A 22289-nucleotide genomic window follows, 5' to 3' on the forward strand; every position below is an offset into this window, starting at 1 on the left:
GCAGGTGGGGTACGGCACCTGGCCGGACGGGGCGGGTCCCGGGGGGACGACCGACGAGTGGGGCCCGGAGGGTCCCCGAGGAGGGACGTGGCGGGGCTCGGTGCAGGTGGGGTACGGCACCTGGCCGCGGTCGTCGTCCGGAGGACGACAGTGTGGTTGCACTCGGCAGGGTCGAGTGCCAGACTCGGGTTTGGCACTCGACAGTGCCGAGTGCCAATCAGGTCGGAACGGTGAGGCACTGGTGTGCGGGCGCAGGGAGCCCGCGTCGCCGGTGTCGTCCGTCGCGGGCGCCGGACCCGGCCGTGCAGCGATCCATGCATGGAGGACATCACCACATGGCCAAGATGATCGCCTTCGAGGAAGAGGCTCGCCGCGGCCTCGAGCGGGGGATGAACACCCTCGCCGACGCCGTCAAGGTGACCCTCGGCCCCAAGGGCCGCAACGTCGTCCTCGAGAAGAAGTGGGGCGCCCCCACGATCACCAACGACGGTGTGAGCATCGCCAAGGAGATCGAGCTCGAGGACCCGTGGGAGAAGATCGGCGCCGAGCTGGTCAAGGAGGTCGCGAAGAAGACCGACGACGTCGCCGGTGACGGCACCACCACCGCCACCGTGCTCGCCCAGGCGCTCGTCCGCGAGGGTCTGCGCAACGTCGCTGCCGGCGCCAACCCGATGGCCCTGAAGAAGGGCATCGAGAAGGCCGTCGAGTCGGTCACCGAGTACCTGCTCTCGACCGCCAAGGACGTCGAGACCAAGGAGCAGATCGCCGCCACCGCGTCGATCTCCGCCGCCGACACCGCCATCGGCGAGCTCATCGCCGAGGCGATGGACAAGGTCGGCAAGGAAGGTGTCATCACCGTCGAGGAGAGCAACACCTTCGGCCTGGAGCTCGAGCTCACCGAGGGCATGCGCTTCGACAAGGGGCACCTGTCGGCCTACTTCGTCACCGACCCCGAGCGCATGGAGACCGTGCTCGACGACCCGTACATCCTGGTCGTCAACTCCAAGATCAGCTCGGTGAAGGACCTGCTCCCGCTGCTGGAGAAGGTCATGCAGTCGGGCAAGCCGCTGGCCATCATCGCCGAGGACGTCGAGGGCGAGGCCCTGGCCACCCTGGTGGTCAACAAGATCCGCGGCACCTTCAGGTCGGTCGCCGTCAAGGCCCCCGGCTTCGGCGACCGCCGCAAGGCCATGCTGAACGACATCGCCATCCTCACCGGTGGCCAGGTCATCAGCGAGGAGGTCGGGCTGAAGCTGGAGAACGCCGACCTGTCGCTGCTGGGCCGCGCCCGCAAGTTCGTCACCACCAAGGACGAGACGACGATCATCGAGGGTGCCGGTGACCCCGACCAGATCGCCGGCCGGGTGAACCAGATCCGCGCCGAGATCGAGAAGTCGGACTCCGACTACGACCGCGAGAAGCTGCAGGAGCGGCTGGCCAAGCTGGCCGGCGGCGTCGCCGTCATCAAGGCCGGCGCCGCGACCGAGGTCGAGCTCAAGGAGCGCAAGCACCGCATCGAGGACGCGGTGCGCAACGCCAAGGCCGCCGTCGAGGAGGGCATCGTCGCCGGTGGTGGCGTCGCCCTGGCGCAGGCCACCGGCGTCGCGTTCGACAAGCTCGAGCTCGAGGGTGACGAGGCCACCGGTGCCAACATCGTGCGCGTCGCGCTCGAGGCGCCGCTGAAGCAGATCGCCGTCAACGCCGGCCTCGAGGGCGGCGTCGTGGTGGAGAAGGTCCGCAACTCCGACACCGGCCACGGCCTCGACGCCGCCACCGGGGAGTACGTGGACATGGTCTCCGCGGGCATCATCGACCCGGCCAAGGTGACCCGCTCGGCGCTGCAGAACGCCGCGTCCATCGCGGGTCTGTTCCTCACCACCGAGGCCGTCGTCGCCGACAAGCCCGAGAAGGCCGCTCCGGCCATGGCCGGCGCCGGTGACGGCGGCATGGGCGGCATGGACTTCTAGAAGGACCCCGCTGCCCCCCACCGTTCGCAAGCTCACGGCGGGTCCCTGCAGCGGGGCCGTTCCAGTCCGTCACCAGCAGGGGCGGTCCCGCAGCACGCGGGGCCGCCCCTGTCGGCGTCATGTGGCCTTCGGCCTCCCTGCAGGGTCCCGCCGCGAGCGTGCGAGCGGTGGGGGCAGGGGGCCCTCTTTCAGCCCCGGGGCCCGCCCAGCAGCCACCCGCAGGGCTCGGCCAGCGCGTCGGCCTCGGCCGGACCCCACGAGCCGGGTGCGTACCGGTGCACCCGCGGCGGGTGCTCCTGCAGCGGGGCGAACGCCGTCCAGGCGCTGGCCAGGCCGGCGCTGCTGGTGAACAGCGACCGGTCGCCGACGAGGACGTCGTGCAGCAGGGAGGCGTAGGGCGGCAGCGGCGTCCCGCCCGGGACGTCGGCGATCTCGAGCGTGGCGGTCGCGCGGGCGAGGGCCAGGTCGGGGCCGGGCTCCTTGACGACCACCCGCAGGTCCACCTGGCCCGACCCGGACAGCGACAGCGACAGCACGTTGCCGTGCCCGACGTCGTCGTGGCCGGGGACGCCGGTCACCGGCCCCTCGGGCCTGCGCAGCAGCAGGCTGACCCGCTGCTCGCTGGCGGCCATCCGCTTGCCGGTCCGCAGCAGGAACGGCACCCCGCGCCAGCGGTCGGTGTCCACCCACAGCCGGGCGGCCACGAAGGTGTCGGTCCTCGAGTCGTCGGCCACGCCCTCGATGTCGGTGTAGCCGTCGAACTGGCCGAGCACCACCTCGTCCGGGTCGAGGGGCCGGAAGGCCGCCAGCACCGCCTCCCGGGCCTGCTGCAGGTCCGCCGGCGAGAAGCTGGCCGGGGGCTCCATGGCCACCTCGGCGGCGAGCTGGAACAGGTGGGTGACCAGCATGTCGAGGGCGGCGCCGGTGGCGTCGTAGAAGGTCGCGCGCTGGGCGACGTCCAGGGTCTCCGGGACGTCGATCTGCACCTGGGTCACGTACTCGCGGCTCCAGGTGTGCTCGAACAGCCCGTTGGCCAAGCGCAGCACGTGCAGGTCCTGCGTGCCCTCCTTGCCCAGGAAGTGGTCGATGCGGAAGACCTGGTCCTCCTCGAGCACGGACAGCACCAGCTCGTCGAGCTCGCGGAAGGTCGCCGGAGAGGTGCCGTAGGGCTTCTCGTAGACCACCCGCGAGCCCTCGGCCAGCCCGTGCTGCTGCAGGCCCCGGGTCAGCGTCTCGAACGCCGACGGCGGCACGGCGAGGTAGTGGACCAGCTGGGCGTCGGCACCCAGCTCCTCGCGGGTCTCGGTGAGGACGTCGAGCAGGCTGCCGGGGGAGGACTCGTCGAAGCCGCCGCCGGCGAAGCGCAGCCGGCGGGAGAACTCCTCCCACGGCCCCTGCGCGTCGTCGCCCGCCTCGCCCACCGGGCCGAACTCGACGAGCGCGTCGTGCACCCGGCCGGCGAAGTCCTCGTGGGAGACGTCACCGCGGCCGTTGCCGACGAGGCGCCAGTCGTCGGGCAGCAGGCCGTCGCGGGCGAGCTGGAAGAAGGCGGGCAGCACCATCCGGCGGGACAGGTCACCGGTGGCGCCGAAGAGCACGAACACGGTGGGCGGCAGGTCGGTCACGGCGCTCCTCTCGGCCGGGGACGGGCAGCACTGCTGTGCCCGGGCGGCGCGGCGGTCACTCGTGCGCGGGTCGTCGGCGTCGGGACCGGCCGCGCCGGGTACGCGCGGCCCGTGGCGGTGCTGATCGGGACGTCGGGCTGGCAGTACCGCGACTGGCGCGGCCGCTTCTACCCGCCGGGGCTGCCGCAGCGGCTGTGGCTGGAGCACTACGCCGGTCACTTCGCCACGGTGGAGAGCAACAACGCCTTCTACCGGCTGCCCGAGCTGGCCACGTTCGAGGCGTGGCGGGCGCGCACCCCGCCGGACTTCCGGTGGGCGGTCAAGGCCAGCCGGTTCCTCACCCACGTCAAGCGGCTGCGCGAACCGGAGGAGCCGGTCGCCCGCCTGGTCGAGCGAGCTGCCGGCCTCGGCGACAAGCTGGACGTCGTCCTGCTGCAGCTGCCGCCCACCCTCCGGGCGGACGCCGGGCTGCTCCGGGACTGCCTGGTGCAGTTCCCACCCGTCACCCGGGTCGCCGTGGAGCCGCGGCACGACAGCTGGTGGACCGACGAGGTCCGCGCCCTGCTGGAGCGCTCCGGCGCCGCGCTGTGCTGGGCCGACCGCGACGAGCAGCCGGTCGCGCCGCTGTGGCGCACCGCCGGCTGGGGCTACCTGCGGCTGCACCACGGCGTCGAGGCCTGGGGCTACCGCCGGCAGACGCTGCAGCTGTGGGCCGAGCGGCTGGCGGCCACCTGGGAGCCGAACGCCGACGTGTACGTCTACCTCAACAACGACCCGGGCGGTGCGGCCGTCGTCGACGCGGTGGCCCTCGCCGAGGAGGTCCGCCGCACCGGCCGGACGCCGACCCGCGTGCCCACCCCCGACGAAGCCACCGGGCGCGCCTGGCCCGCGGCCTAGCCGACGATGGCGTGCGGGTCCTCGGCGTGGCGGACGCCGAGCTGGTCGGCCGCCTGCCCCAGCACCGCCTGGACGGCGAGGGTGTCGGCGAGCGGCACGACCGCGCTCTCCGTCCGCCCGGCCTGCAGGCACTCGGTCACCTCGGCCAGCTCGTGCGTGTAGCCGCGGCCGGTCGGCGGGAGGGTGATCGTCTCGGGCTCGGCGCCGGTGCGGTGCAGCACGATCGTGTCCGGGTGGTGGAAGCGGGGGAGGACGTCGACCCAGCCGGCCGTGCCGAACACGCGCGCCTGACCGGGCGTCGGGTAGCGCAGCGAGGTGGTGAGGGTGGCCGAGCGGCCGTCGGCGTACCCCAGCAGCAGCGCGGCCTCGGCGTCGGCACCGGTCGGGAAGCGCGAGCCCACCGCGGTGACGGTGTCCGGGGCCCCGAGCAGCATCTGGGCGAAGGAGACGACGTAGACGCCGAGGTCCAGCAGCGCGCCGCCGCCCAGCTCCAGCGCGAACAGCCGGTCGGCGGGGTCGTACTCGCGGGCCACGCCGAGGTCGGCCTGCACCGAGCGCACCTCGCCGACGGCGCCGTCGGCGACCAGCTCCCGCAGCCGGACGACGACCGGCTGGAAGCGGGTCCACATCGCCTCCATGACGAAGACCCCGCGCGCCCGCGCCCGCTCGACCACCTCGGCCGCGCCGGCGGGGGTGGCGGTGAACGCCTTCTCCACCAGCAGCGCCTTGCCGGCGTCGATCGCGGCGAGCGCGATCGCGGCGTGCTGGGGGTGCGGCGTGGCGATGTACAGGACGTCGACCTCGGGGTCGGCGAGGATGTCGGCGTAGGAGCCGTGCGCCCGCTCCAGCCCGTGCCGCCGCGCGAAGGCGGCCGCGCGGTCGGCCGACCGGGAGGCGACCGCGACCGGTCGCGCGCCCGGCACGAGCGCGAAGTCGCCCACCACGTTCTCGGCGATGCGGCCCGGCCCGACGATGCCCCAGCGGATCTCCCGGCTCACCCCGGGGACGTTACCGGGGAGCCGAACCGCAGCAGGTTGCCGTCCAGGTCGACGTGCCGGCCCTCCCGGATGCCCCACGGCCGGTCCTCGGGCGCGCTGGTGCGGTCCACGTCCGCCCAGGCGGTCGCCACCGCGTCGGCGTCCGGCACGTGCAGGAACACCGTGGCCGCCGTCCGCTCCGGGTCGTGGCCGGGGACCACGGCCAGGTGCAGCTCCAGCCCCGCCCAGGCAGCGAAGCCGTACCTGTCGTCGTGCCGGCTGACGAGGAAGCCGAGGGCGCGGTAGTGGTCGAGGGAGCGGTCGAGGTCGGCCACCGGCAGCACCGGGGAGGCCCGCACCTCGGCGGGGGAGTCGGTCACCGGAGCAGACTGCACCCGTGGCCGTGCTGATCGACACCCCCGCGTGGCCCTGGCGCGGGCGGCGGTGGTCCCACCTGGTCAGCGACGTCTCCTACGACGAGCTGCACGCCTTCGTCGTCGCCGCCGAGCTGGGCATCCCGCGGCGGGCGTTCCAGGGCGACCACTACGACGTCCCCGAGGACCTCTACGACGTGGCGGTGGCCGCCGGCGCCGAGCCGGTGGGCGCCCGGGAGCTGCTGGCCCGGCTGACGGCGGCCGGGCTGCGGCTCAGGAGGCCCTCCCGGCCCGCTGCCCCAGCAGGCTGAGCTCCGCGGCGAGGTTGGCCCGGGCCCGCGGCGTCCACCCCGCGGCGAGGGCGGGCAGCCGGTACAGCGCCGGCAGCGCCAGCAGCTGCTCCAGGACGGCGGTGCGCCCGGCGGTGAACTGCGCGTCGGAGAGGTGCCCGTACTCCTCCCGGACCGCCGAGGCGTAGGCGGCGTAGACCTCGGGCGGGCCGGCGAGCACCGCGAGGTCGGCGTCGCACAGGACCGCGCCGTCCGCGTCGTCCGGAGCCGGGTCGTGCCCGGCGGTGAGCAGCACCAGCCGGGCCACCTCCTGCACCCGCTCGGCGGCCACGAGGCCGCGCAGGCCGGCGCGCGCCCGCTCGGCGCTGACCTGCTCGTTGTCGCCGCGCTGGGGGTCGTAGACGACGTCGTGGTACCAGGCGGCCAGCCGGACGGCGTCGGGGTCGGTCGCGGCAGCGGCCAGCTCGCCGACCAGCCCGAGGACGGCGGCCAGGTGCGCCAGGTCGTGGTAGCGGCGGTGCGGTTCGCCCCACGCGGCCACCACGGCGGCCCACTCGGTGCGGGAGGTGGAGGAGTCGCCGGCCAGCCGCGCCCACGCCTCGAAGCCGACCAGGCTCATGCCGCCCCGCAGGTGCGCACGGCAAGCAGGGTCGACGCGCGGGCCTCGACGTCGGTCAGGTCGGCCACGGGCGGAGTCTGGCACGCTCGGCCGACCCCGGGGCCGGACCCGGCGGGTTAGCTTCGGCGTCGTGACCTCACGGCTCCCGCCGCCCGGCTGGTACCCCGACCCCGGGGGCAGCGGCGGCATCCGCTGGTGGGACGGCCGGGTCTGGACCCGGCACGTGCAGCAGGCGCCGAGCGGGGCCTCGGTGTACGACCAGCCGGTGCTGGTGGTCAGCCAGCGGACGAAGCTGATCGGGCTGACCCAGGAGTTCACCGTCCTCGACGGTCAGGGGCGACGGATCGGTGCGGTCGTCGAGGTCGGGCAGACCACGCTGAAGAAGGCCGCGCGCTTCGTCTCCAGCGTCGACCGGTTCCTCGACCACCGGCTCGAGGTCCGCGACGCCTCGGGTGTGGTGCTGGTGCTGACCCGCCCGGCCACGCTCCTGCGCGCGCGCCTGGTCGTGGAGCGGCCGGACGGGCAGCCGGTCGGGGAGATCGTGCAGGCCAGCATCCGCGGCCGGTCCCGGTTCGACCTCGTCGCCGGCGGCCGGGTGGTCGGGGCGATCCGGGCGGAGGACCGGGCGGCGTGGGACTTCCCGGTCACCGATGCCGGCGGCACCGAGGTGGCCAGGATCACCAAGCGGTGGGAGGGGCTGGCCCGGGCGCTGCTCAGCACGGCCGACCGGTACGTCGTCCGGGTGCACTCCCGGCTGGAGGACCCGCTGGCGAGCATGGTCATCGCCTGTGCGCTGACCGTCGACACCGCGCTGGAGCAGGACGACCGCGGGGGCGATCGGTCCCGGGCCCGTGCGAGCCGCCCGGACCGGGGGTAGCGTGGACGGTGTCCGGGCCGGGCGCATCGTGCCCCCGGGTGCCAATTGGTCACCGCCTTCGCGGACCACCGCCCCGACTCCGGTCGGGGGTCTGGAGCCGCGTCGTGCCTCTCGCCGCGAGGCGGCCGTCGCCCGGTCCGGACCCTCCTCTCCCCGGCCGCGGCGCTCGCCGTCCGCACCGCCGTGAGGTGCCCTGAGGGGACTCAGTCGCTGGCCGGGCGCCCGGGACCGCCCGACCGACCGATGCCCCGGGGCACCCCTCAGCACCACCGTCGACGTCGTCGCAATGGACCCGACGACAGGAGGCGGTCATGGCCACCTACCCCAACCCCGGCCTCGAGGCCGAGCTGGCCTACCGGCGCGAGGTGCTGCGCGCCATCGGCCGCGGGACGCGCACCCGACGCGGCCCCTGGTTCCGCCGGCGCACCCGGCGGGCGGGCTGAAGGACCCCGGCCCCCTTGCAGGCAGGAGGACCCCCTTCCCGAGCCCCCCGTCGAAGGACCTCCTCCTCCCGAGTGGCGGGGGCAGGGGGGTCCTTGCCCCACCGGTCCGGTCGGGGGCCCGTGCCACGATCGACCTCGTGCCGCAGTGGGACGACCGACCGATGGTGGGCCGGGACGCCGAGCTCGCCCGCCTGCTGGCCGCGGTCGACCGTGCCATCGACGGCCGCGGCTGCGCGGTGCTCCTGGCCGGTGACGCCGGCGTCGGCAAGACCCGGCTGCTCGACGAGCTGGCCGCCCGGGCGGCCGGGCGCGGCGTCCGCGTGCTGACCGGCCACTGCGTGGACCTCGGCGACGTCGGGTTGCCGTACCTGCCGTTCGTCGACCTGCTGCGCCCGGTGGCCGGCGAGCCCGCGGCCGCCTCCGCCGCGGCGCAGCCGGCCCTGGCCGGCCTGCTCGCCGGCCGGGCCGTCGCGGGCGCGCCCGAGCTGCCGGCCGGGGAGGCCGCCGACCTCGGCCGCCCCCTGACCCCCAGGCCCCTCCTCGACGACGGCCGGCTGCAGCTGTTCGAGGCGGTCGCCGCGCTGCTGGGCGAGCTCGCCGCGGTGACTCCGCTGCTGGTCGTGTTCGAGGACGCGCACTGGGCCGACCGGTCCAGCCGCGACCTGCTGCGCTACCTGCTCGCCCGGCTGGCCGACGTGCCGGTGGCACTGGTCGTCTCGTACCGCTCCGACGACCTGCACCGTCGCCACCCGCTGCGCCCGCTGCTGGCCGAGCTGGTGCGGCTGCCGGGGGTCGAGCGGCTGGAGCTGGCGCCGCTGCCGGACGCCGCCGTCGGCGAGCTGGTCCGCGGGCTGACCCCCGAGGTGCCCGACAGCACGGTCGAGGACGTCGTGGCCCGCGCCGAGGGCAACGCCTTCTACGCCGAGGAGCTGCTCGCCGCGGGGCTGGCGGGGGAGACGCTGCCGCTGGCGCTGACCGACGTGCTGCTGGCACGGGTGGAGCAGCTCGGGGAGGCCGCCCAGCGGGTGGTGCGCGTGGCCGCGGTCGCCGGCCGGCGGGTGCGCCACGAGTTGGTCGCCGCCGTCGGCGGGCTCGATCCGACGGAGCTCGAGGCCGCGCTGGCCGAGGCGGTCCACCGGCACCTGCTGGTCGTCTCGGACGACGGTCGCTACCGCTTCCGGCACGCCCTGCTGCGCGAGGCGGTGCTCGCCGACCTGCTGCCCGGGGAGCGGGTGCGGCTGCACGCGGCGATCGCCGCCCATCTGCTCGCCACGCCGGGCGGGGGCACCGCCGCGGAGCTGGCCCTCCACGCGCGGGGCAGCAACGACCTCGCCGGGGCTCTCTCCGCGTCGCTGGAGGCGGCGGCCGAGGCCGGCCGGGTCGGCGCACCCGCCGAGCAGCTGCAGCACCTGGAGGCGGCCCTGGCGCTGTGGTCGGCGGTCCCGGACGCGGCCGGGCGCGCCGGCCGGGACCAGGTCGAGCTCCTGCTCGACACCGCCGCGGCGGCCCGCCGGGGTGGCGAGCTGCACCGGGCGGTGGCGCTGCTGCGCTCGGCCCTGGAGCTGCTCGGGGAGGACGGCGACCCGATCGCCCGGGCCCGGGTGCACTCCACCCTGGCCCAGGCGCTGGGCCGGATCGAGGACCAGGCCGCGGCCCACCGGGAGACCAGCCGGGCGATGGCGCTGGTCCCGGCGCAGCCGCCGTCGGTGGTGCGCACCTGGGCCGCGGCGACGCACGCGCGTACCAGCTACGACCGGGGGCTGCGCGCGGAGGGGGATGCGGCCGCCGACGAGGCGCTGGCCGCCGCCGACACGCTGGGCCTGGACAGCGCCTGGGCCGACACGGCGGTGTCCCTGGTCCGGATGCGCGGGTCCGGGGACCGGGCGGTGGTGCGGGCCCGCCTGGAGGAGGCGCTGGTGCGGGCCCGCCGTTCGCGGGACACCGACGTCGAGATGCGGGTGCTGTTCAACCTGGCCGTCGTCCCCCAGGACGCCGGGGACGTGGCCGAGGCGCTGACCTGGATCGACGCCGGGCTCGAGCGTGCCCGTGAGCTGGGCGTGGAGTGGGCGTTCTACCCCGCCGAGCTGCGCCACCTGGGGGTCGTCGCCCGGTACGTCACCGGGAACTGGGAGGGCAGCCTGCAGCTCGCCGACCAGCTGGCGCGGGTACCGGTCATGGCGGCGCACGTGCGCGCGGCCGGGCTGCTCGTGCAGGTCGGCCGGGGCGACCCGGCCGCCGCCGACCGGGTCGCGTGGGCGCGCGGGCTCGTCCGCCGGCTGGACGCGCACGTGCTGCTGCTCCTCGCCACCGCGAGCGCCGAGATCGACCTGGCCGCCTGGGCCGGGGACGCCGGCACGGCGGCCGAGCGGGCCCGCGCGGCGGCGGAGCGGGTGCGCACCCTGTGGGGCGCCGATCGGTTGGCGGTGGTCCGGCTGAGCGCCATGGCGCTGGCACCGGTCGGCGACGCCGCGGTCACGGCTCGGTTGCTCGGCGACGACGCCGGTGCGCGGCGCTGGGTGGAGACGGGGGAGGAGCTCGCCGGGCTGGCGCACGCAGCGGTCGAGGACCACCTGCGGTCGGTGGGCGGGTACGGCGCCGAGGGAGTGGCGTGGCTGACCCGGGTGGAGGCCGAGCAGGCCCGGCTGGCCGGCCGGGTCGAACCCGACCTGTGGCGGGCCGCCGTCGACGCGTTCGGCTACGGGCACGTCTACGAGCAGGCCCGGTCGCGGTGGCGGCTGGCCGAGGCGCTGCTCGCGACCGACGACCGGGCCGGCGCCGCCGAGGAGCTGCGCGCCGCCGCCTCGGTCGCGGACCGGTTGGGGGCCGCGCCGCTGCGCGCTGCCCTGGTGGCGCTGGCCCGGCGCGGACGCCTGCCCCTGGACCTGCCCGGGGCCGGGCGGGTCGTCGACCCCGCGGCGGTGTTCACGCCGCGCGAGAGCGAGGTGCTCGGGTTGCTGGCGCGGGGGCGGACCAACCGGCAGATCGGCGCGGAGCTCTACATCAGCGAGAAGACGGCCAGCGTGCACGTCAGCAACATCCTCGCCAAGCTCGGCGCCGGCGGCCGCGCGGAGGCGGTGGCGCTGGCCGCCGCCCGCGGGCTGCTGCCGTCGGTGGGCGCGCCGGCGAGCTGAGTGCTCACCCCGCCTGCCGTCGCCCGACCCAGGGCCCGGGATGATCATCGGCGGATGGCTGGCCGACACGCCCGACGTGGACAGCCACCCGCCGATGATCGACGGGCGGGGTGTCACAGCATGGTGCCCAGGCGTTCGCGGCGGGCGCGCAGCACCTCGATCGACGCGGACGCCGAGGGTGGCCCGGGCACCGACTTGCGCAACTGGGTGTGCACCACCGCGTGCGGCGTCGACGTCTTCGCCGACACCCGGCTGACCAGGCGGTTGATCTCCCGGCGCAGCTCGGCCGCGTCGCGCCAGGAGCGGCCGGCAGCACCATCGGCGAGGTCCTCGTCGGGGTGGTCCTCGACGAGCGGCAGCTCGCCAGTGTCGTCGTGGTGGCGCTCGGCGATCCGGGCCCGCAGCTCGTCGTCCCGCCGGGCCAGCAGCTCGGCGGTCTGCTCGGCGGTGAGCAGGCCGGGGATGCCGAGGAAGTCTTCGTCCTCGGGGGCGACCTCCGCCGGTGACCCCGACCCGGTGTGCGCGGTGCCGCCGTGCAGCACGTGCGCGAAGCGGGCGTCGGCCTCGAGCGCCTCGAACTGCCGGACCCCGTCGACCGGCGGGTCCCTGCGCGGCGGCGGCTCGAGGTCGAGCGCCTCGGGGTCGGCCGCCTTGGGCGGCGGAAGAACGTGGTTGCGTTGCTCCTCCATCGAGGCGGCGAGGGTCAGCAGCGGCCGGACGGCGGGCAGGAACACCGTCGCCGACTCGTGCGGCGCCCGGGCGCGGACGACCCGGCCGACCGCCTGGGCGAAGAACAGCGGCGTCCGGTAGGAGGTCATCCACGCCAGGACGGCGGCCCGCGGGACGTCGACGCCCTCGGAGATCATCCGCACGCAGACCGCGATGCGCGCGGAGCCGGCCGCGAAGCGCTCGATCTTCTTCGACGCCCTGGGGTCGTCGGAGAGGATCAGCTCCGGCGCCTTGCCGGTGACCCGCTTGACGATGCGGGCGTAGGCGCGGGCGTCGTCCTGGTCGCTGGCCAGCACCAGCCCCGCGGCGTCGGGCATGCCGTTCTCGCGCAGGTGGGTGATCCGGTCGTCCATCGCGGCGATCACGTGCGGCACCCACTGGCCCTTGGGGTCCAGCGCCGTCCGCCAGGCCTGCATCTCCACCGATCGCGTGCCGGCCTCGGACAGCGAGGCGGCGACCACCTCGCCGGCGGAGTTCCGCCAGCGCGACGTCCCGGTGTAGGCGGCGAACACCACCGGCCGCACCACGTCGTCGGCCAGCGCCTCCCGGTACCCGTAGGTGTAGTCGGCGCGGCTGACCAGGCCCAGCCCGCCCTCGCCGTCGTCGCCCTCGAAGCCGTCCTCCTCGTAGCGGACGAAGGGGATGCGCTCGTCGGGCTTGGTGCGGAACGGCGTCCCGGTCAGGCACAGCCGGCGCGCGGCGCGGCCGTGGGCCTCCTCGACCGCCTCGCCCCAGGACAGCCCGTCGCCGGCGTGGTGCACCTCGTCGAGGATCACCAGCGTCTTGACCGCGGTGGCGCGGGCGGCGTGCAGCATCGGCTTGCCGGCGACCTGCGCGTAGGTGGTCACGTAGCCCTGGGTGCCGGCGCGCACCGGCCCGACGGCGTTGGTCAGCCCCGGGTCCAGGACGATGCCCATCCGGTCGGCGGCGTCGGCCCACTGTAGCCGCAGGTGGTCGGTCGGGCAGACGACGACCACCCGGGCGACCTCGCGGCGCTGCAGCAGCCGCGCGGCCAGGGTGAGCGCGAAGGTCGTCTTGCCCGCGCCCGGGGTCGCGGTGACCAGGAAGTCCCTGGGCGACTCCTGCTCGTACTGCTCCAGGGCGGCCTGCTGCCAGGCCCGGAGCGGTCGGCCGGTCCTCTGCGGGGCGACCGCCTCCGCGCGTGCTGCACTTCCCATGTCGCCGGCCATCCTGCCTGCGGCGAGGGCGACACGCCCAACCGGCCGCCTGCCGCGCGCGTCCCCGCCCTCGGCGTATGGGGCTCGGCGACGAGGACCTGACCTGCGGCGACGCCGCGGGCTGACCGCCCGCCGGGTGCTGCTCACCGGGTCGACCCCGCCGCGGCACCCACCACGTGCTCAGTCCAGGCGGGCGTCGTGGACGAGCAGGGCCAGCTGGGTGCGGTTGGCGAGGTCGAGCTTGGCGAGGATGCGGGTGAGGTGGGCCTTGACCGTGGCGGTGCTCAGGTAGAGCTCGCCGCCGATCTCGGCGTTGGTGGCCCCGCGCGCCACGGCGAGGGTGACGTCCAGCTCGCGCGGGCTGAGCGCCCGCAGGCTGGCACGCGCCCGGTCCTCGCCGGCGGTGTCGGCGACGCGGTCCATCAACCGGCGCAGCACCGAGGGGGACACGGCGGGCTCCCCGCGGGCCACGCGCAGGACGGCGTCGACGATGGTGGCCGGGGCGGCGTCCTTGAGCAGGAAGCCGGCGGCGCCGGCCCGCAGCGCCCGGGCGATGTCCTCGTCGCTGTCGAAGGTGGTCAGCACCACGACCTGGGGGGCGTCGGGGCGCCGGCGCACCTGCCGGGTGGCCTCGACCCCGTCGACGCGGGGCATGCGCAGGTCCATGAGGACGACGTCGGCGCGCTGACCGCGCAGGGCGCGGAGGACCTCGTCGCCGTCGGCGGCCTCGGCGACGACGGTGATCCCGGCGACGCCGTCGAGCATCAGCCGCAGTCCGGCCCGCACCAGCGGGTCGTCGTCGACGAGCAGGATCGACACCCGGTCGGCGGGGCCGGCTGCCGGGGGCGTGCTCACCGGGTGGCCGCCGCGAGGCTGCGGCCGGCGACCGGCCACGGCACCCGGACCCGCAGCACGAACCGCCCGCCCTCGACGCCGTGGGCACTGTGTCCGCCGGCGAGCCGGACCCGCTCGTCCACGCCCAGCAGACCGGTGCCGCTGCCGCGGGTCAGCGGAGCGCGGCCGGCCGGAGGCAGCGGGTTGCTCACCACCAGTTCGGCGGAGCCGCCCGGCTGCGCGCCGACGGTGACGTGCACCGGAGAACCGGGCGCGTGCCGGCGGGCGTTGGTCAGCGCCTCCTGCAGGACCCGGTACAGGGTCCGCCCGGCCCCGTCGGGCAGGCTCCGCAGGGCGTCCAGCGAGCCGTGCAGCTCGACCGGGGTGCCGGAGCGGCGGGCGTCGTCGACCAGCCGTGCCAGGTCGCCGGCGCCGGGCGGGGGGTGCAGCCGCTCGGCCGGCGGCGACTCCTCGTCGCTGCGCAGGACGCCGATCACGTCGCGGAGGTCGTTGAGCGCCTCCTGCACGCCGCGGCGGACGAGGCCGGCGGCCTCGGCGAGGCGTTCCGGTGCCGCGTCCGGGCGGAACTCCAGCGCCCCGGCGTAGGTGGCCAGCAGGGAGAGCCGGTGGGCGAGCACGTCGTGCATCTCCCGCGCGATGGCGGTCCGTTCGGCCGCACGCGCCTCGGCGACGCGCCGCTCCTGCTCCGCCTCGGCCCGCCGCGCGCGTTCCCGCAGCGAGGCGAGCAGCGACGCCCGCGCCTGCAGGAACGCGCCCGTGGCCACCAGCGCCGCCTGGGTCACCGCGTCGAGGACGACCCACCACAGCAGCGGGATGCTCTGCGCAGGGACCAGCGCCCGCTGCACCAGGAGTGCCGAGAAGCCGGCTGCCGCCAGCAGCAGGGCGGTGCGCAGCGGGCGGGTGCGCGCGACGAGGGCGACGGCGAGGGTCGCGCACGGGGTGGCGGCCGGGGACAGCGCGCTGAGCAGCACCAGCGCGACGCCACCGGTCACCGGACGGCGCAGCAGCGGCGGGACCAGGGCGCACGCGGCGATCCCCGCCGCCAGGTCCAGCAGGAACCGCCCGCTGAGCCCCAGGCTCGCCCAGCGGCCGACGAGCGTGGCGGCGACCACCGACCCCACGGCGGCGGTGCTGACGACCACCGCCCGTGCGGGCGGACGGTCGGCACAGTCCTGCATGCCTGGACGGTAGGGGTCCGCCGGCTGCGCGGGTACCGACCAAAGTCGGCTCGTCGACCGCCGCCGGGTGACCGGCCGACAGCTCTCCGGACGCTGCCCGGCCGGGCTCCGCCCGGGCAGCGTGGCGGCCGTGGCCACTCCGTCCTCCCGGCACCGACCCGCCGTCCGCGTCGCGGTGGGCGCGGCGGTCGGGTTCGCCGTCCCCACTCTCGCCTTCTACGTCCTGCGCTGGTCCGGGGTGGGGGTGTACCCGGCGCTGGTGGCCTCGGCGCTGGTCTCGGCGCTGCCGGCGCTGGTCTCCCTGGTCCGCGACCGGCGCGTCGACGGGTTCTCCGCGTACGTCACGGCGATGACGCTCGGCGCCCTGGTCGTCTCGCTGCTGCCCGGCGACACGCGGTTCCTGCTGGCCCGGGAGGCGGTGCTGACCGGGGTCACCGGCGTCTGGTTCCTCGCCGGCGTGCGGACCCGCCGTCCGTTGGTCTACCTGCTGTCCCGGCCGCTGCTCGAGGGCCGCCTGCACTGGCCCGCGGACTGGGAGCGGCTGTGGGCGGCCTCCCCGCGGTTCCGGCGCATGTGGCGGACTGCCGGCGTCCTGTGGGGGATCGGCCTGCTCGCCGACGCCGCGGTGCGGGTGCTGCTCGCCTACACCGTGCCGCCCGACCGCGTCCCCGTGCTCGGCACGGCCCTGTACGCGGTCACCCTCGTCGTCCTCAACGCGGTCACGCACGCCTACTACGCGGTCTGCGGCGTCCACGACCCCCGTTCGCCGCTGCGCCGCGCGGAGGACGACGCGGTGCACCCGCTGCCCCGGTGAGGAGCCGGGCTGCTCTCCCGCCGTCGGCGGCCCGTGCCGCCGGGCTCGGGGCTCTCGACACGGCCGCCGGACGCCGGGAGCATCGACGTCCGAGATGGAGCGCGGACGGCTGTCGGGCCAGCCCGACACGGGATCGGCCGGTTGGCGGGATGGGGTGGGGCACCCGCCCCGACCAGGCTCGACCGCATGACCGCCGACACCGCCGTCCCGCCGCCGATGACCGCCCCGGGCACCCCCGCCCCACCCCGTCCCCGCGACGCGCTGCGACGCCTCGGCGTGGACACCGCCTACAGCCTGGTCACCTTCCCGGTGGCGACCACCGGCTTCGTCCTGGTCGTGGTCGGCCTCGCGGCCGGCGCCGGGCTGCTCGTGGTGTGGGTCGGCCTCCCCGTCCTCGCGGGGACCCTGCTCGCGGCGCGCGGCCTGGCCGGCGTGGAGCGCGCCTGGCTGCCCGCCGTCCTCGGGACCCCGCTGCCTGCGCCGGTTCACCGGCGGGCGGAGGGCGGAACGGTCCGGCGGCTGCTGACGCCGCTGCGCGATCCGCAGGCCTGGCTCGACGCGCTGCACGCGCTGATCCGCTTCCCGCTGTCGATCCTGGCGTTCGCCGTCACCGTGGCGTTCTGGTCGGCGGCGCTCGGCGGCCTGACCTACGCGGCCTGGGACTGGACGCTGCCCGACGCCTCCCGCGACCCGGAGAACACCGACCTGCTGGAGCTGCTCGGCTTCGACAGCAGCCCCTGGCGGCGGATCCTGCTCTACACCGCGATCGGGGTGGTCTTCGCGCTGCTCCTGCCGTTCGTCGTGCGCGGTGTGGCGCTGCTGCAGGCGCAGCTGGGGCGGGTGCTGCTCACCTCCCGCGCGGCGACCCAGGCCGAGATGGACCGGCTGGCCGGCGGCCGGGACGCCGCGGTGGCCGCCGAGGCGGTCGCGCTGCGCCGGCTCGAGCGCGACATCCACGACGGCCCGCAGCAGCACCTGGTGCGGCTGGGCATGGACCTCTCCCGGGCGCAGCGCCAGCTCGACCGCGACCCCGCGGCCGCCCGGACGACCCTCGGCGAGGCGGCCGGCCTGGCCCGGGAGGCGCTCGAGGAGCTGCGCGCCCTCTCCCGCGGCATCGCTCCGCCGGTGCTCGCCGACCGCGGCCTGCCCGCCGCGCTGGCGGCGCTGGCCGCCCGCTCGCCGGTGCCGGTGGAGCTCGCCGTCGACCTGCCGCCGCAGCGGCCGGCTCCGGCGGTGGAGAACACCCTGTACTTCGTGGTCAGCGAGGCGCTGGCCAACGCGGCCAAGCACAGCCGGGCACGGGTGTGCCGGGTCGAGGTCGGCCGGGCCGACGGCGTGGTACGGGTCGTGGTCGAGGACGACGGCGCCGGTGGGGCGGTCGCCGCCCCCGGCCACGGCCTGGCGGGGCTGGCCGACCGGCTGCGCGCCGTGGACGGCGTCCTGACCGTGGACAGCCCGAGCGGTGGGCCGACCCGGCTGACCGCGCAGCTGGCGTGGGCCTGACCGGCGGCCGCCCGGTGCGGGTGGTGCTCGCCGAGGACTCGGTGCTCCTGCGGGAGGGGCTGGTCCGCCTGCTGGAGGAGGCCGGCACGGAGGTGGTCGCGGCCGTCGGCGACGGCCCCTCGCTGGTGCGGGCGGTGGTCGACCTGCGGCCGGACGTCGCCGTGGTCGACGTGCGCATGCCCCCCACGCACACCGACGAGGGGCTGCGCGCGGCGGTGGACGCGCGCCGGCAGGAGCCGGGGACGGCGGTGCTGGTGCTCTCCCAGTACGTCGAGGTCGCCTACGCCGACGAGCTGCTCGCCGACGGCCGCGGCGGCGTGGGCTACCTGCTCAAGGACCGGGTGGCCGACCTCGACCAGCTGCTGGACGCGCTGTCCGGGGTGGTGGCCGGCGGTACCGTGCTCGACCCGCAGGTGGTCGGCCAGCTGTTCGCCCGCCGGCGGGCCGACGACCCGGTGCGGCGGCTGACCCCCCGCGAGCGCGAGGTGCTCGCGCTGATCGCCGAGGGACACTCCAACGCCGCGATCGCCCGCCGGCTCGTCGTCACCCCCGGCGCCGTGGAGAAGCACACCCAGCGGATCTTCGCCAAGCTCGGCCTGACCCCGGACGAGGACCGCAACAGCCGGGTACTGGCCACCCTGGCCTACCTGCGCGCCTGACCTGCGTCCCACAGCGGACGGGCGGTTCGGCTGTCCGGCTGCTGGACCGAGTGGGGTGCCACGGGCGCGCGGACCGCGCCGTGGGACTCAGGTCGGCCGGTCCTCTGCGGGGCGACCGCCTCGGCGCGTGCTGCCCTTCTACGTCAAGAGCCATCCCGCCTGCGGTCGGGGCGGCACGCCCGACCGGCCACCTCCCGTGCGCCCGCCGCCCGGCGCCGTGCAGGGCCGGGTGCAGGTCGCCGCCCGGCGTCGATGCGCACAGCCGGCCGGACGTGTGGGGTTCGTCCCGGGTCGCGGATGAGCCGCTCCGTCCCGCGTCCCAGACGCCTCAGGGTCAGGACGGCGCGACGACCGGCAGCCCGGCGTCGACGGCGGCCTCCGCCAGCCGCTCGTCGTAGACGACGAACACCTCGAGGGCCGAGCCGAGGCTCCGGGCTGTCGCCAGGTGGATCGCGTCCGGACTGCGCAGGGATGGCGGGCCGAGGTCCGCGGCCGCCTCGAGGAGATCGGGGCCCATGGGGACGAGGTCCATCCCCGCCAGGAGTCTACGAGCATCCGGCACGGCGGCGGCGTCCACCCGGGCGACGGCGCGGACGACCTCGACGCGGGTCAGTGAGCTCGCTGACCAGGCGGCTTCCTCGTGCTCTGCCAGCCAGGCGCGCAGGGGAGCGGTCTCGCGTTCGCGGACGACGAGCTTCGTGAGGGCTGAACTGTCGAAGGCGATCACAGTCGCTCGGCGCGCTGCTGGGCCAGGGCCTCGGAGGCGCTCGGTGCTCCGGGAGGCGGCGTCACGGGCTCCGGGAGGAACCGTGGCCCGGCTGCCGGGACCAGGCGGCCCTCGGCGATCAGCCGCTCGCGCGCTGTGGCCGCAGGCGAGGGCGGGGCCAGGACGGCCACGAGTTCACCGCGCTCGGTCACCTCGACCGTCTCGCCAGCCTTCACCAGCGCCAGGTACCTGCTGGCGTTCTGGCGCAGTTCACGCACGCCGATCCGGGTCACGCCGACCACGGTAGCACTCCATGTGCTACCAGATGTCATGCCCGCGGGCTGCATCAGAGACGCACTGTTGTGCGGGAGCCCCGATCATCAGCTGCTCAGGCGCCCTCGTCGACCCGGTCCGGGCCGCCCACCTCACCCGGGCCGGCCAGGTCGGCGGCGTCGACGATGGTGTACGCGTAGCCCTGCTCGGCGAGGAACCGCTGCCGGTGCGCGGCGTACTCGGCGTCGAGGGTGTCCCGGCTGACGATCGTGTAGAAGTGCGCCTGCCGGCCGTCGGCCTTGGGTCGCAGCACCCGGCCCAGCCGCTGCGCCTCCTCCTGGCGGGAGCCGAACGTCCCCGACACCTGGACGGCGACCGCAGCCTCGGGCAGGTCGATGGAGAAGTTGGCCACCTTCGACACGACCAGCGTGCCGATCTCGCCGGCGCGGAAGGCGTCGAAGAGCTCCTCCCGCTCCCTGGTGCGGGTCGAACCCTGGATCACCGGGGCGGAGAGCGCCCGGCCGAGCTCGTCGAGCTGGTCGAGGTAGGCGCCGATGACCAGCTTCTGCTCCCCGGGGTGCCGCTCGAGCACCCGCCGGATCACCGGCAGCTTGGACGACGCGGTCGCGGCGATCCGGTACCGCTCGTCGGGCTCGGCGACGGCGTAGGTCATCCGCTCCTCGTCGTCGAGCGACACCCGCACCTCGGTGCACTCGGCCGGCGCGATGTGGCCCTGCGCCTCGATGTCCTTCCACGGGGCGTCGTAGCGCTTGGGCCCGATGAGGGAGAAGACGTCGTCCTCCCGGCCGTCCTCGCGCACCAGCGTGGCGGTCAGCCCCAGCCGGCGGCGGGACTGCAGGTCGGCGGTCAGCCGGAAGATCGGCGCGGGCAGCAGGTGCACTTCGTCGTAGACGATCAGCCCCCAGTCCTGCGCGTCGAACAGGTCCAGGTGCCGGTACTCGCCCTTCCGTCGGGTGGTCATCACCTGGTAGGTGGCGATGGTGACCGGGCGGATCTCCTTGCGCTCGCCGGAGTACTCGCCGATCTCCTCCTCGGTCAGCGACGTGCGGGCCAGCAGCTCGCGCTTCCACTGCCGCCCGGCGACGGTGTTGGTGACCAGGATCAGCGTGGTCGCCTTGGCCTCGGCCATCGCCGCGGCGCCGACCAGCGTCTTGCCCGCACCACAGGGCAGGACGACGACCCCGGAGCCGCCGGACCAGAAGCCCTCGACCGCCTCGACCTGGTAGTCGCGCAGGTGCCAGCCGGTCTGGTCGAGCTCGATCGGGTGGGCCTGGCCGTCGACGTATCCAGCGCGGTCCTCGGCCGGCCAGCCGAGCTTGAGCAGCGCCTGCTTGAGCCGGCCGCGCTCCGAGGGGTGGACGACGACGGTGTCCTCGTCGATGCGGGCGCCGAGCATGGGCGCGACCCGCTTGGCGCGGACGACCTCCTCGAGCACCGCCCGGTCGGACGTGGTGAGGACCAGCCCGTGCACCGGGTGGTTGGTCAGGGCGAGCCGGCCGAAGCGGTCCATGGTGTCGGCGACGTCGACCAGCAGGGCGTGCGGCACCGGGTAGCGGGAGTAGCGCACCAGCGCGTCGACGACCTGCTCGGCGTCGTGCCCGGCGGCGCGGGCGTTCCACAGCGCCAGCGGGGTCACCCGGTAGGTGTGCACGTGCTCCGGCGAGCGCTCCAGCTCGGCGAACGGGGCGATCGCCGCCCGGCACTCGCGGGCGGCCGGGTGGTCGACCTCCAACAGCAGGGTCTTGTCCGACTGGACGATGAGGGGGCCGTCGTTCACCAAGGACCTCTCGGCAGGCGTGGGGGAGCGGGGTCGCGCAGGACCTCTGCCACGGTAACCACGGGCACCGACGGGCCCTTCCCGTCCGGCGCGGTGGTCCGGGTCAGGGCCAGGAACGCAGCCGCAGCGGCGGCTCCTCGCCGCCGGGCCGCCGCACCAGGACCTGGTTGACGCCCATGACCCCGCGCTCGAACGCCAGCGCGCTGGCCGCCATGTACAGCCGCCACACCCGGGCCCGGCCCGCGCCGGCAACCGCGACCGCGGCGTCCCAGTGCTTCTCCAGCCGCTCCACCCAGGCGCGCAGCGTGAGCCCGTAGTGCCGGCGCAGCGCCTCGACGTCGAGCGCCTCCAGGCCGCCGTCCTCCAGCGCGGCGACGGTGTCGGCCAGGCTGAGCAGCTCCCCGTCGGGGAAGACGAACCGGGCGATGAAGGTGTCGCCGTCCCAGCCGGTCGGCCCCGCGTTCCAGGCGATGGCGTGGTTGAGCAGCCGGCCGCCCGGGCGGAGCAGGTCGTGCAGGGCACGGACGTACCCGGGCATCCTGCGGGCGCCGACGTGCTCGGCCATGCCGACCGAGGCGATCGCGTCGAACGGCCCGTCGGCGACGTCCCGGTAGTCCTGCACCCGGATCTCCACCCGGCCGGCCAGCCCGGCGTCGGCCGCCCGCTCCCGGGCGAGGTCGGCCTGCGCGCGGGAGAGGGTCACGCCGACGACGTCGGCCCCGTACCGCTGCGCGGCGTGCAGCGCCAGGCTTCCCCAGCCGCAGCCGACGTCGAGCAGCCGCGCCCCCGGACCCACGCCCAGCTTGCGGCAGACCAGGTCGAGCTTGGCCTCCTGGGCGGCGTCCAGGCCGGTGGCCGGCGACTCCCAGACGGCGCACGAGTAGACCAGCGAGGGGCCGAGCACCAGCCGGTAGAAGTCGTTGCCCACGTCGTAGTGGTGGGCGACGACGGCGGCGTCCCGGACGCGGGAGTGCCGGCGGCCGAACCGGCGCAGCCGCACCTCCTCCGGCGGGGGTGCGGGTTCGGGCCCCAGCGCGCCGAGCCGGGCCGCCGTGGCGACCAGGCCGGCCCGCTCCCGCAGGCCGGGGGCCGGTGCGCCGTCGGCGGCGGACAGCCGCCCGGTCGAGGTGAGCGCGGCCAGGGTGGCGAACAGGTCGTCCTCGAGGTCGACCTCCCCGGCCACGTACGCGCGGCCGAACCCCAGCTCACCGGGGGCCCACACCAGCCGGCGCAGCGCCCGCCGGTCGCGGACGGCGACCAGCGGCGCCCCCGGCGGCCCGGCCACCGAGCCGTCCCAGGCGCGCAGCCGGACGGGGAGCTCGTCGACCCCCAGCACCTGGCGCACCACCGCCGCCAGCCGGGTGGCCGCGTCCTGCTCGCTCGCCATCGCGGTCCT

Annotated in this window: 20 protein-coding genes; 9 read left to right on the forward strand and 11 right to left on the reverse strand. The window is 76.0% G+C overall.

Translation table 11 applies throughout. The features are described from left to right. Positions 1–335: 335 nt before the first annotated feature. Positions 336–1967: a chaperonin GroEL gene (gene groL, locus DQ238_RS20040; RefSeq protein WP_113783015.1), complete on the forward strand. Its 1632-nt coding sequence runs from the start codon at positions 336–338 to the stop codon at positions 1965–1967. Between the two features lie 188 nt (positions 1968–2155). On the opposite strand, the gene DQ238_RS20045 is transcribed toward groL, so the two are convergent. Further along, positions 2156–3592 carry a glucose-6-phosphate dehydrogenase (NADP(+)) gene (locus tag DQ238_RS20045; RefSeq protein WP_113783016.1) on the reverse strand — a complete coding sequence of 479 codons (1437 nt, stop codon included), beginning with the start codon at positions 3590–3592 and terminating at the stop codon, positions 2156–2158. Positions 3593–3703: 111 nt separating this feature from the next. Between DQ238_RS20045 and DQ238_RS20050 the strand changes: the two genes are divergently transcribed. Beyond that, the gene (locus DQ238_RS20050) at positions 3704–4489 is read left to right on the forward strand and encodes a DUF72 domain-containing protein (protein ID WP_113783017.1); all 786 of its coding nucleotides are present in this window, start codon (positions 3704–3706) and stop codon (positions 4487–4489) included. Here the strand turns inward: DQ238_RS20050 and DQ238_RS20055 are convergent. Next, positions 4486–5487, reverse strand: coding sequence for a Gfo/Idh/MocA family protein (locus DQ238_RS20055; protein WP_113783018.1), 1002 nt, complete (start codon positions 5485–5487; stop codon positions 4486–4488). The genes DQ238_RS20050 and DQ238_RS20055 overlap by 4 nt on opposite strands. Then, on the reverse strand, positions 5484–5846 hold the full coding sequence (locus DQ238_RS20060; protein WP_113783019.1) for a VOC family protein: 363 nt from the start codon (positions 5844–5846) through the stop codon (positions 5484–5486). Before DQ238_RS20060 ends, DQ238_RS20055 begins: the two co-directional genes overlap by 4 nt. Positions 5847–5863: 17 nt before the next feature. Here DQ238_RS20060 and DQ238_RS20065 point away from each other — a divergent pair, with 17 nt between their 5' ends. Further along, on the forward strand, positions 5864–6151 hold the full coding sequence (locus DQ238_RS20065) for a DUF4031 domain-containing protein (protein WP_113783020.1): 288 nt from the start codon (positions 5864–5866) through the stop codon (positions 6149–6151). On the opposite strand, the gene DQ238_RS20070 is transcribed toward DQ238_RS20065, so the two are convergent. Then, positions 6114–6749 (reverse strand): metal-dependent phosphohydrolase, encoded by a 636-nt coding sequence (locus DQ238_RS20070; protein ID WP_113783021.1) that lies wholly within the window; start codon positions 6747–6749, stop codon positions 6114–6116. The two genes, DQ238_RS20065 and DQ238_RS20070, sit on opposite strands and share 38 nt — an antisense overlap. A 130-nt stretch (positions 6750–6879) precedes the next feature. Between DQ238_RS20070 and DQ238_RS20075 the strand changes: the two genes are divergently transcribed. The 3 genes from DQ238_RS20075 to DQ238_RS20080 all read left to right on the forward strand — a co-directional run bounded on the left by DQ238_RS20075 (position 6880) and on the right by DQ238_RS20080 (position 11200). Beyond that, positions 6880–7626, forward strand: coding sequence for a phospholipid scramblase-related protein (locus DQ238_RS20075; protein ID WP_199506480.1), 747 nt, complete (start codon positions 6880–6882; stop codon positions 7624–7626). A gap of 311 nt (positions 7627–7937) precedes the next feature. Next, positions 7938–8069 (forward strand): hypothetical protein, encoded by a 132-nt coding sequence (locus DQ238_RS24175; RefSeq protein ID WP_255418084.1) that lies wholly within the window; start codon positions 7938–7940, stop codon positions 8067–8069. A gap of 137 nt (positions 8070–8206) precedes the next feature. Further along, a complete protein-coding gene (locus tag DQ238_RS20080) occupies positions 8207–11200 on the forward strand; it encodes a LuxR family transcriptional regulator (RefSeq protein WP_113783023.1) in 2994 nt (997 codons plus the stop codon). A gap of 113 nt (positions 11201–11313) precedes the next feature. On the opposite strand, the gene DQ238_RS20085 is transcribed toward DQ238_RS20080, so the two are convergent. From DQ238_RS20085 to DQ238_RS20095, 3 genes are all read right to left on the reverse strand, one after another. Beyond that, on the reverse strand, positions 11314–13107 hold the full coding sequence (locus DQ238_RS20085; protein ID WP_113783024.1) for a DEAD/DEAH box helicase: 1794 nt from the start codon (positions 13105–13107) through the stop codon (positions 11314–11316). Between the two features lie 180 nt (positions 13108–13287). Beyond that, a complete protein-coding gene (locus tag DQ238_RS20090; RefSeq protein WP_233496130.1) occupies positions 13288–13962 on the reverse strand; it encodes a response regulator transcription factor in 675 nt (224 codons plus the stop codon). Beyond that, positions 13959–15140 carry a sensor histidine kinase gene (locus tag DQ238_RS20095; protein ID WP_113783026.1) on the reverse strand — a complete coding sequence of 394 codons (1182 nt, stop codon included), beginning with the start codon at positions 15138–15140 and terminating at the stop codon, positions 13959–13961. The genes DQ238_RS20090 and DQ238_RS20095 overlap by 4 nt, the downstream gene beginning before the upstream one ends. 130 nt (positions 15141–15270) lie before the next feature. On the opposite strand from DQ238_RS20095, the gene DQ238_RS20100 reads away from it, so the two are divergent. From DQ238_RS20100 to DQ238_RS20110, 3 genes are all read left to right on the forward strand, one after another. Then, on the forward strand, positions 15271–15954 hold the full coding sequence (locus tag DQ238_RS20100; RefSeq protein ID WP_147263164.1) for a VC0807 family protein: 684 nt from the start codon (positions 15271–15273) through the stop codon (positions 15952–15954). Positions 15955–16140: 186 nt separating this feature from the next. Continuing rightward, positions 16141–17457 (forward strand): sensor histidine kinase, encoded by a 1317-nt coding sequence (locus DQ238_RS20105; protein WP_233496131.1) that lies wholly within the window; start codon positions 16141–16143, stop codon positions 17455–17457. Between the two features lie 14 nt (positions 17458–17471). After that, entirely contained in the window at positions 17472–18116 is a 645-nt protein-coding gene (locus DQ238_RS20110) for a response regulator transcription factor (protein WP_113783061.1), read from the forward strand. Positions 18117–18450: 334 nt separating this feature from the next. On the opposite strand, the gene DQ238_RS20115 is transcribed toward DQ238_RS20110, so the two are convergent. The 4 genes from DQ238_RS20115 to DQ238_RS20130 form a co-directional block, all read right to left on the reverse strand. Beyond that, positions 18451–18843: a type II toxin-antitoxin system VapC family toxin gene (locus DQ238_RS20115; protein WP_113783028.1), complete on the reverse strand. Its 393-nt coding sequence runs from the start codon at positions 18841–18843 to the stop codon at positions 18451–18453. Then, a complete protein-coding gene (locus DQ238_RS20120) occupies positions 18840–19115 on the reverse strand; it encodes a type II toxin-antitoxin system Phd/YefM family antitoxin (RefSeq protein WP_113783063.1) in 276 nt (91 codons plus the stop codon). The genes DQ238_RS20115 and DQ238_RS20120 overlap by 4 nt, the downstream gene beginning before the upstream one ends. 95 nt (positions 19116–19210) lie before the next feature. Continuing rightward, on the reverse strand, positions 19211–20893 hold the full coding sequence (locus tag DQ238_RS20125) for a DNA repair helicase XPB (protein ID WP_113783029.1): 1683 nt from the start codon (positions 20891–20893) through the stop codon (positions 19211–19213). A gap of 103 nt (positions 20894–20996) precedes the next feature. After that, positions 20997–22280 carry a cyclopropane-fatty-acyl-phospholipid synthase family protein gene (locus DQ238_RS20130; protein ID WP_113783030.1) on the reverse strand — a complete coding sequence of 428 codons (1284 nt, stop codon included), beginning with the start codon at positions 22278–22280 and terminating at the stop codon, positions 20997–20999. Positions 22281–22289 lie beyond the last annotated feature (9 nt).

The sequence above is a fragment of the Geodermatophilus sp. TF02-6 genome (genome assembly GCF_003319115.1).
Taxonomy (GTDB): Bacteria; Actinomycetota; Actinomycetes; order Mycobacteriales; family Geodermatophilaceae; genus Geodermatophilus.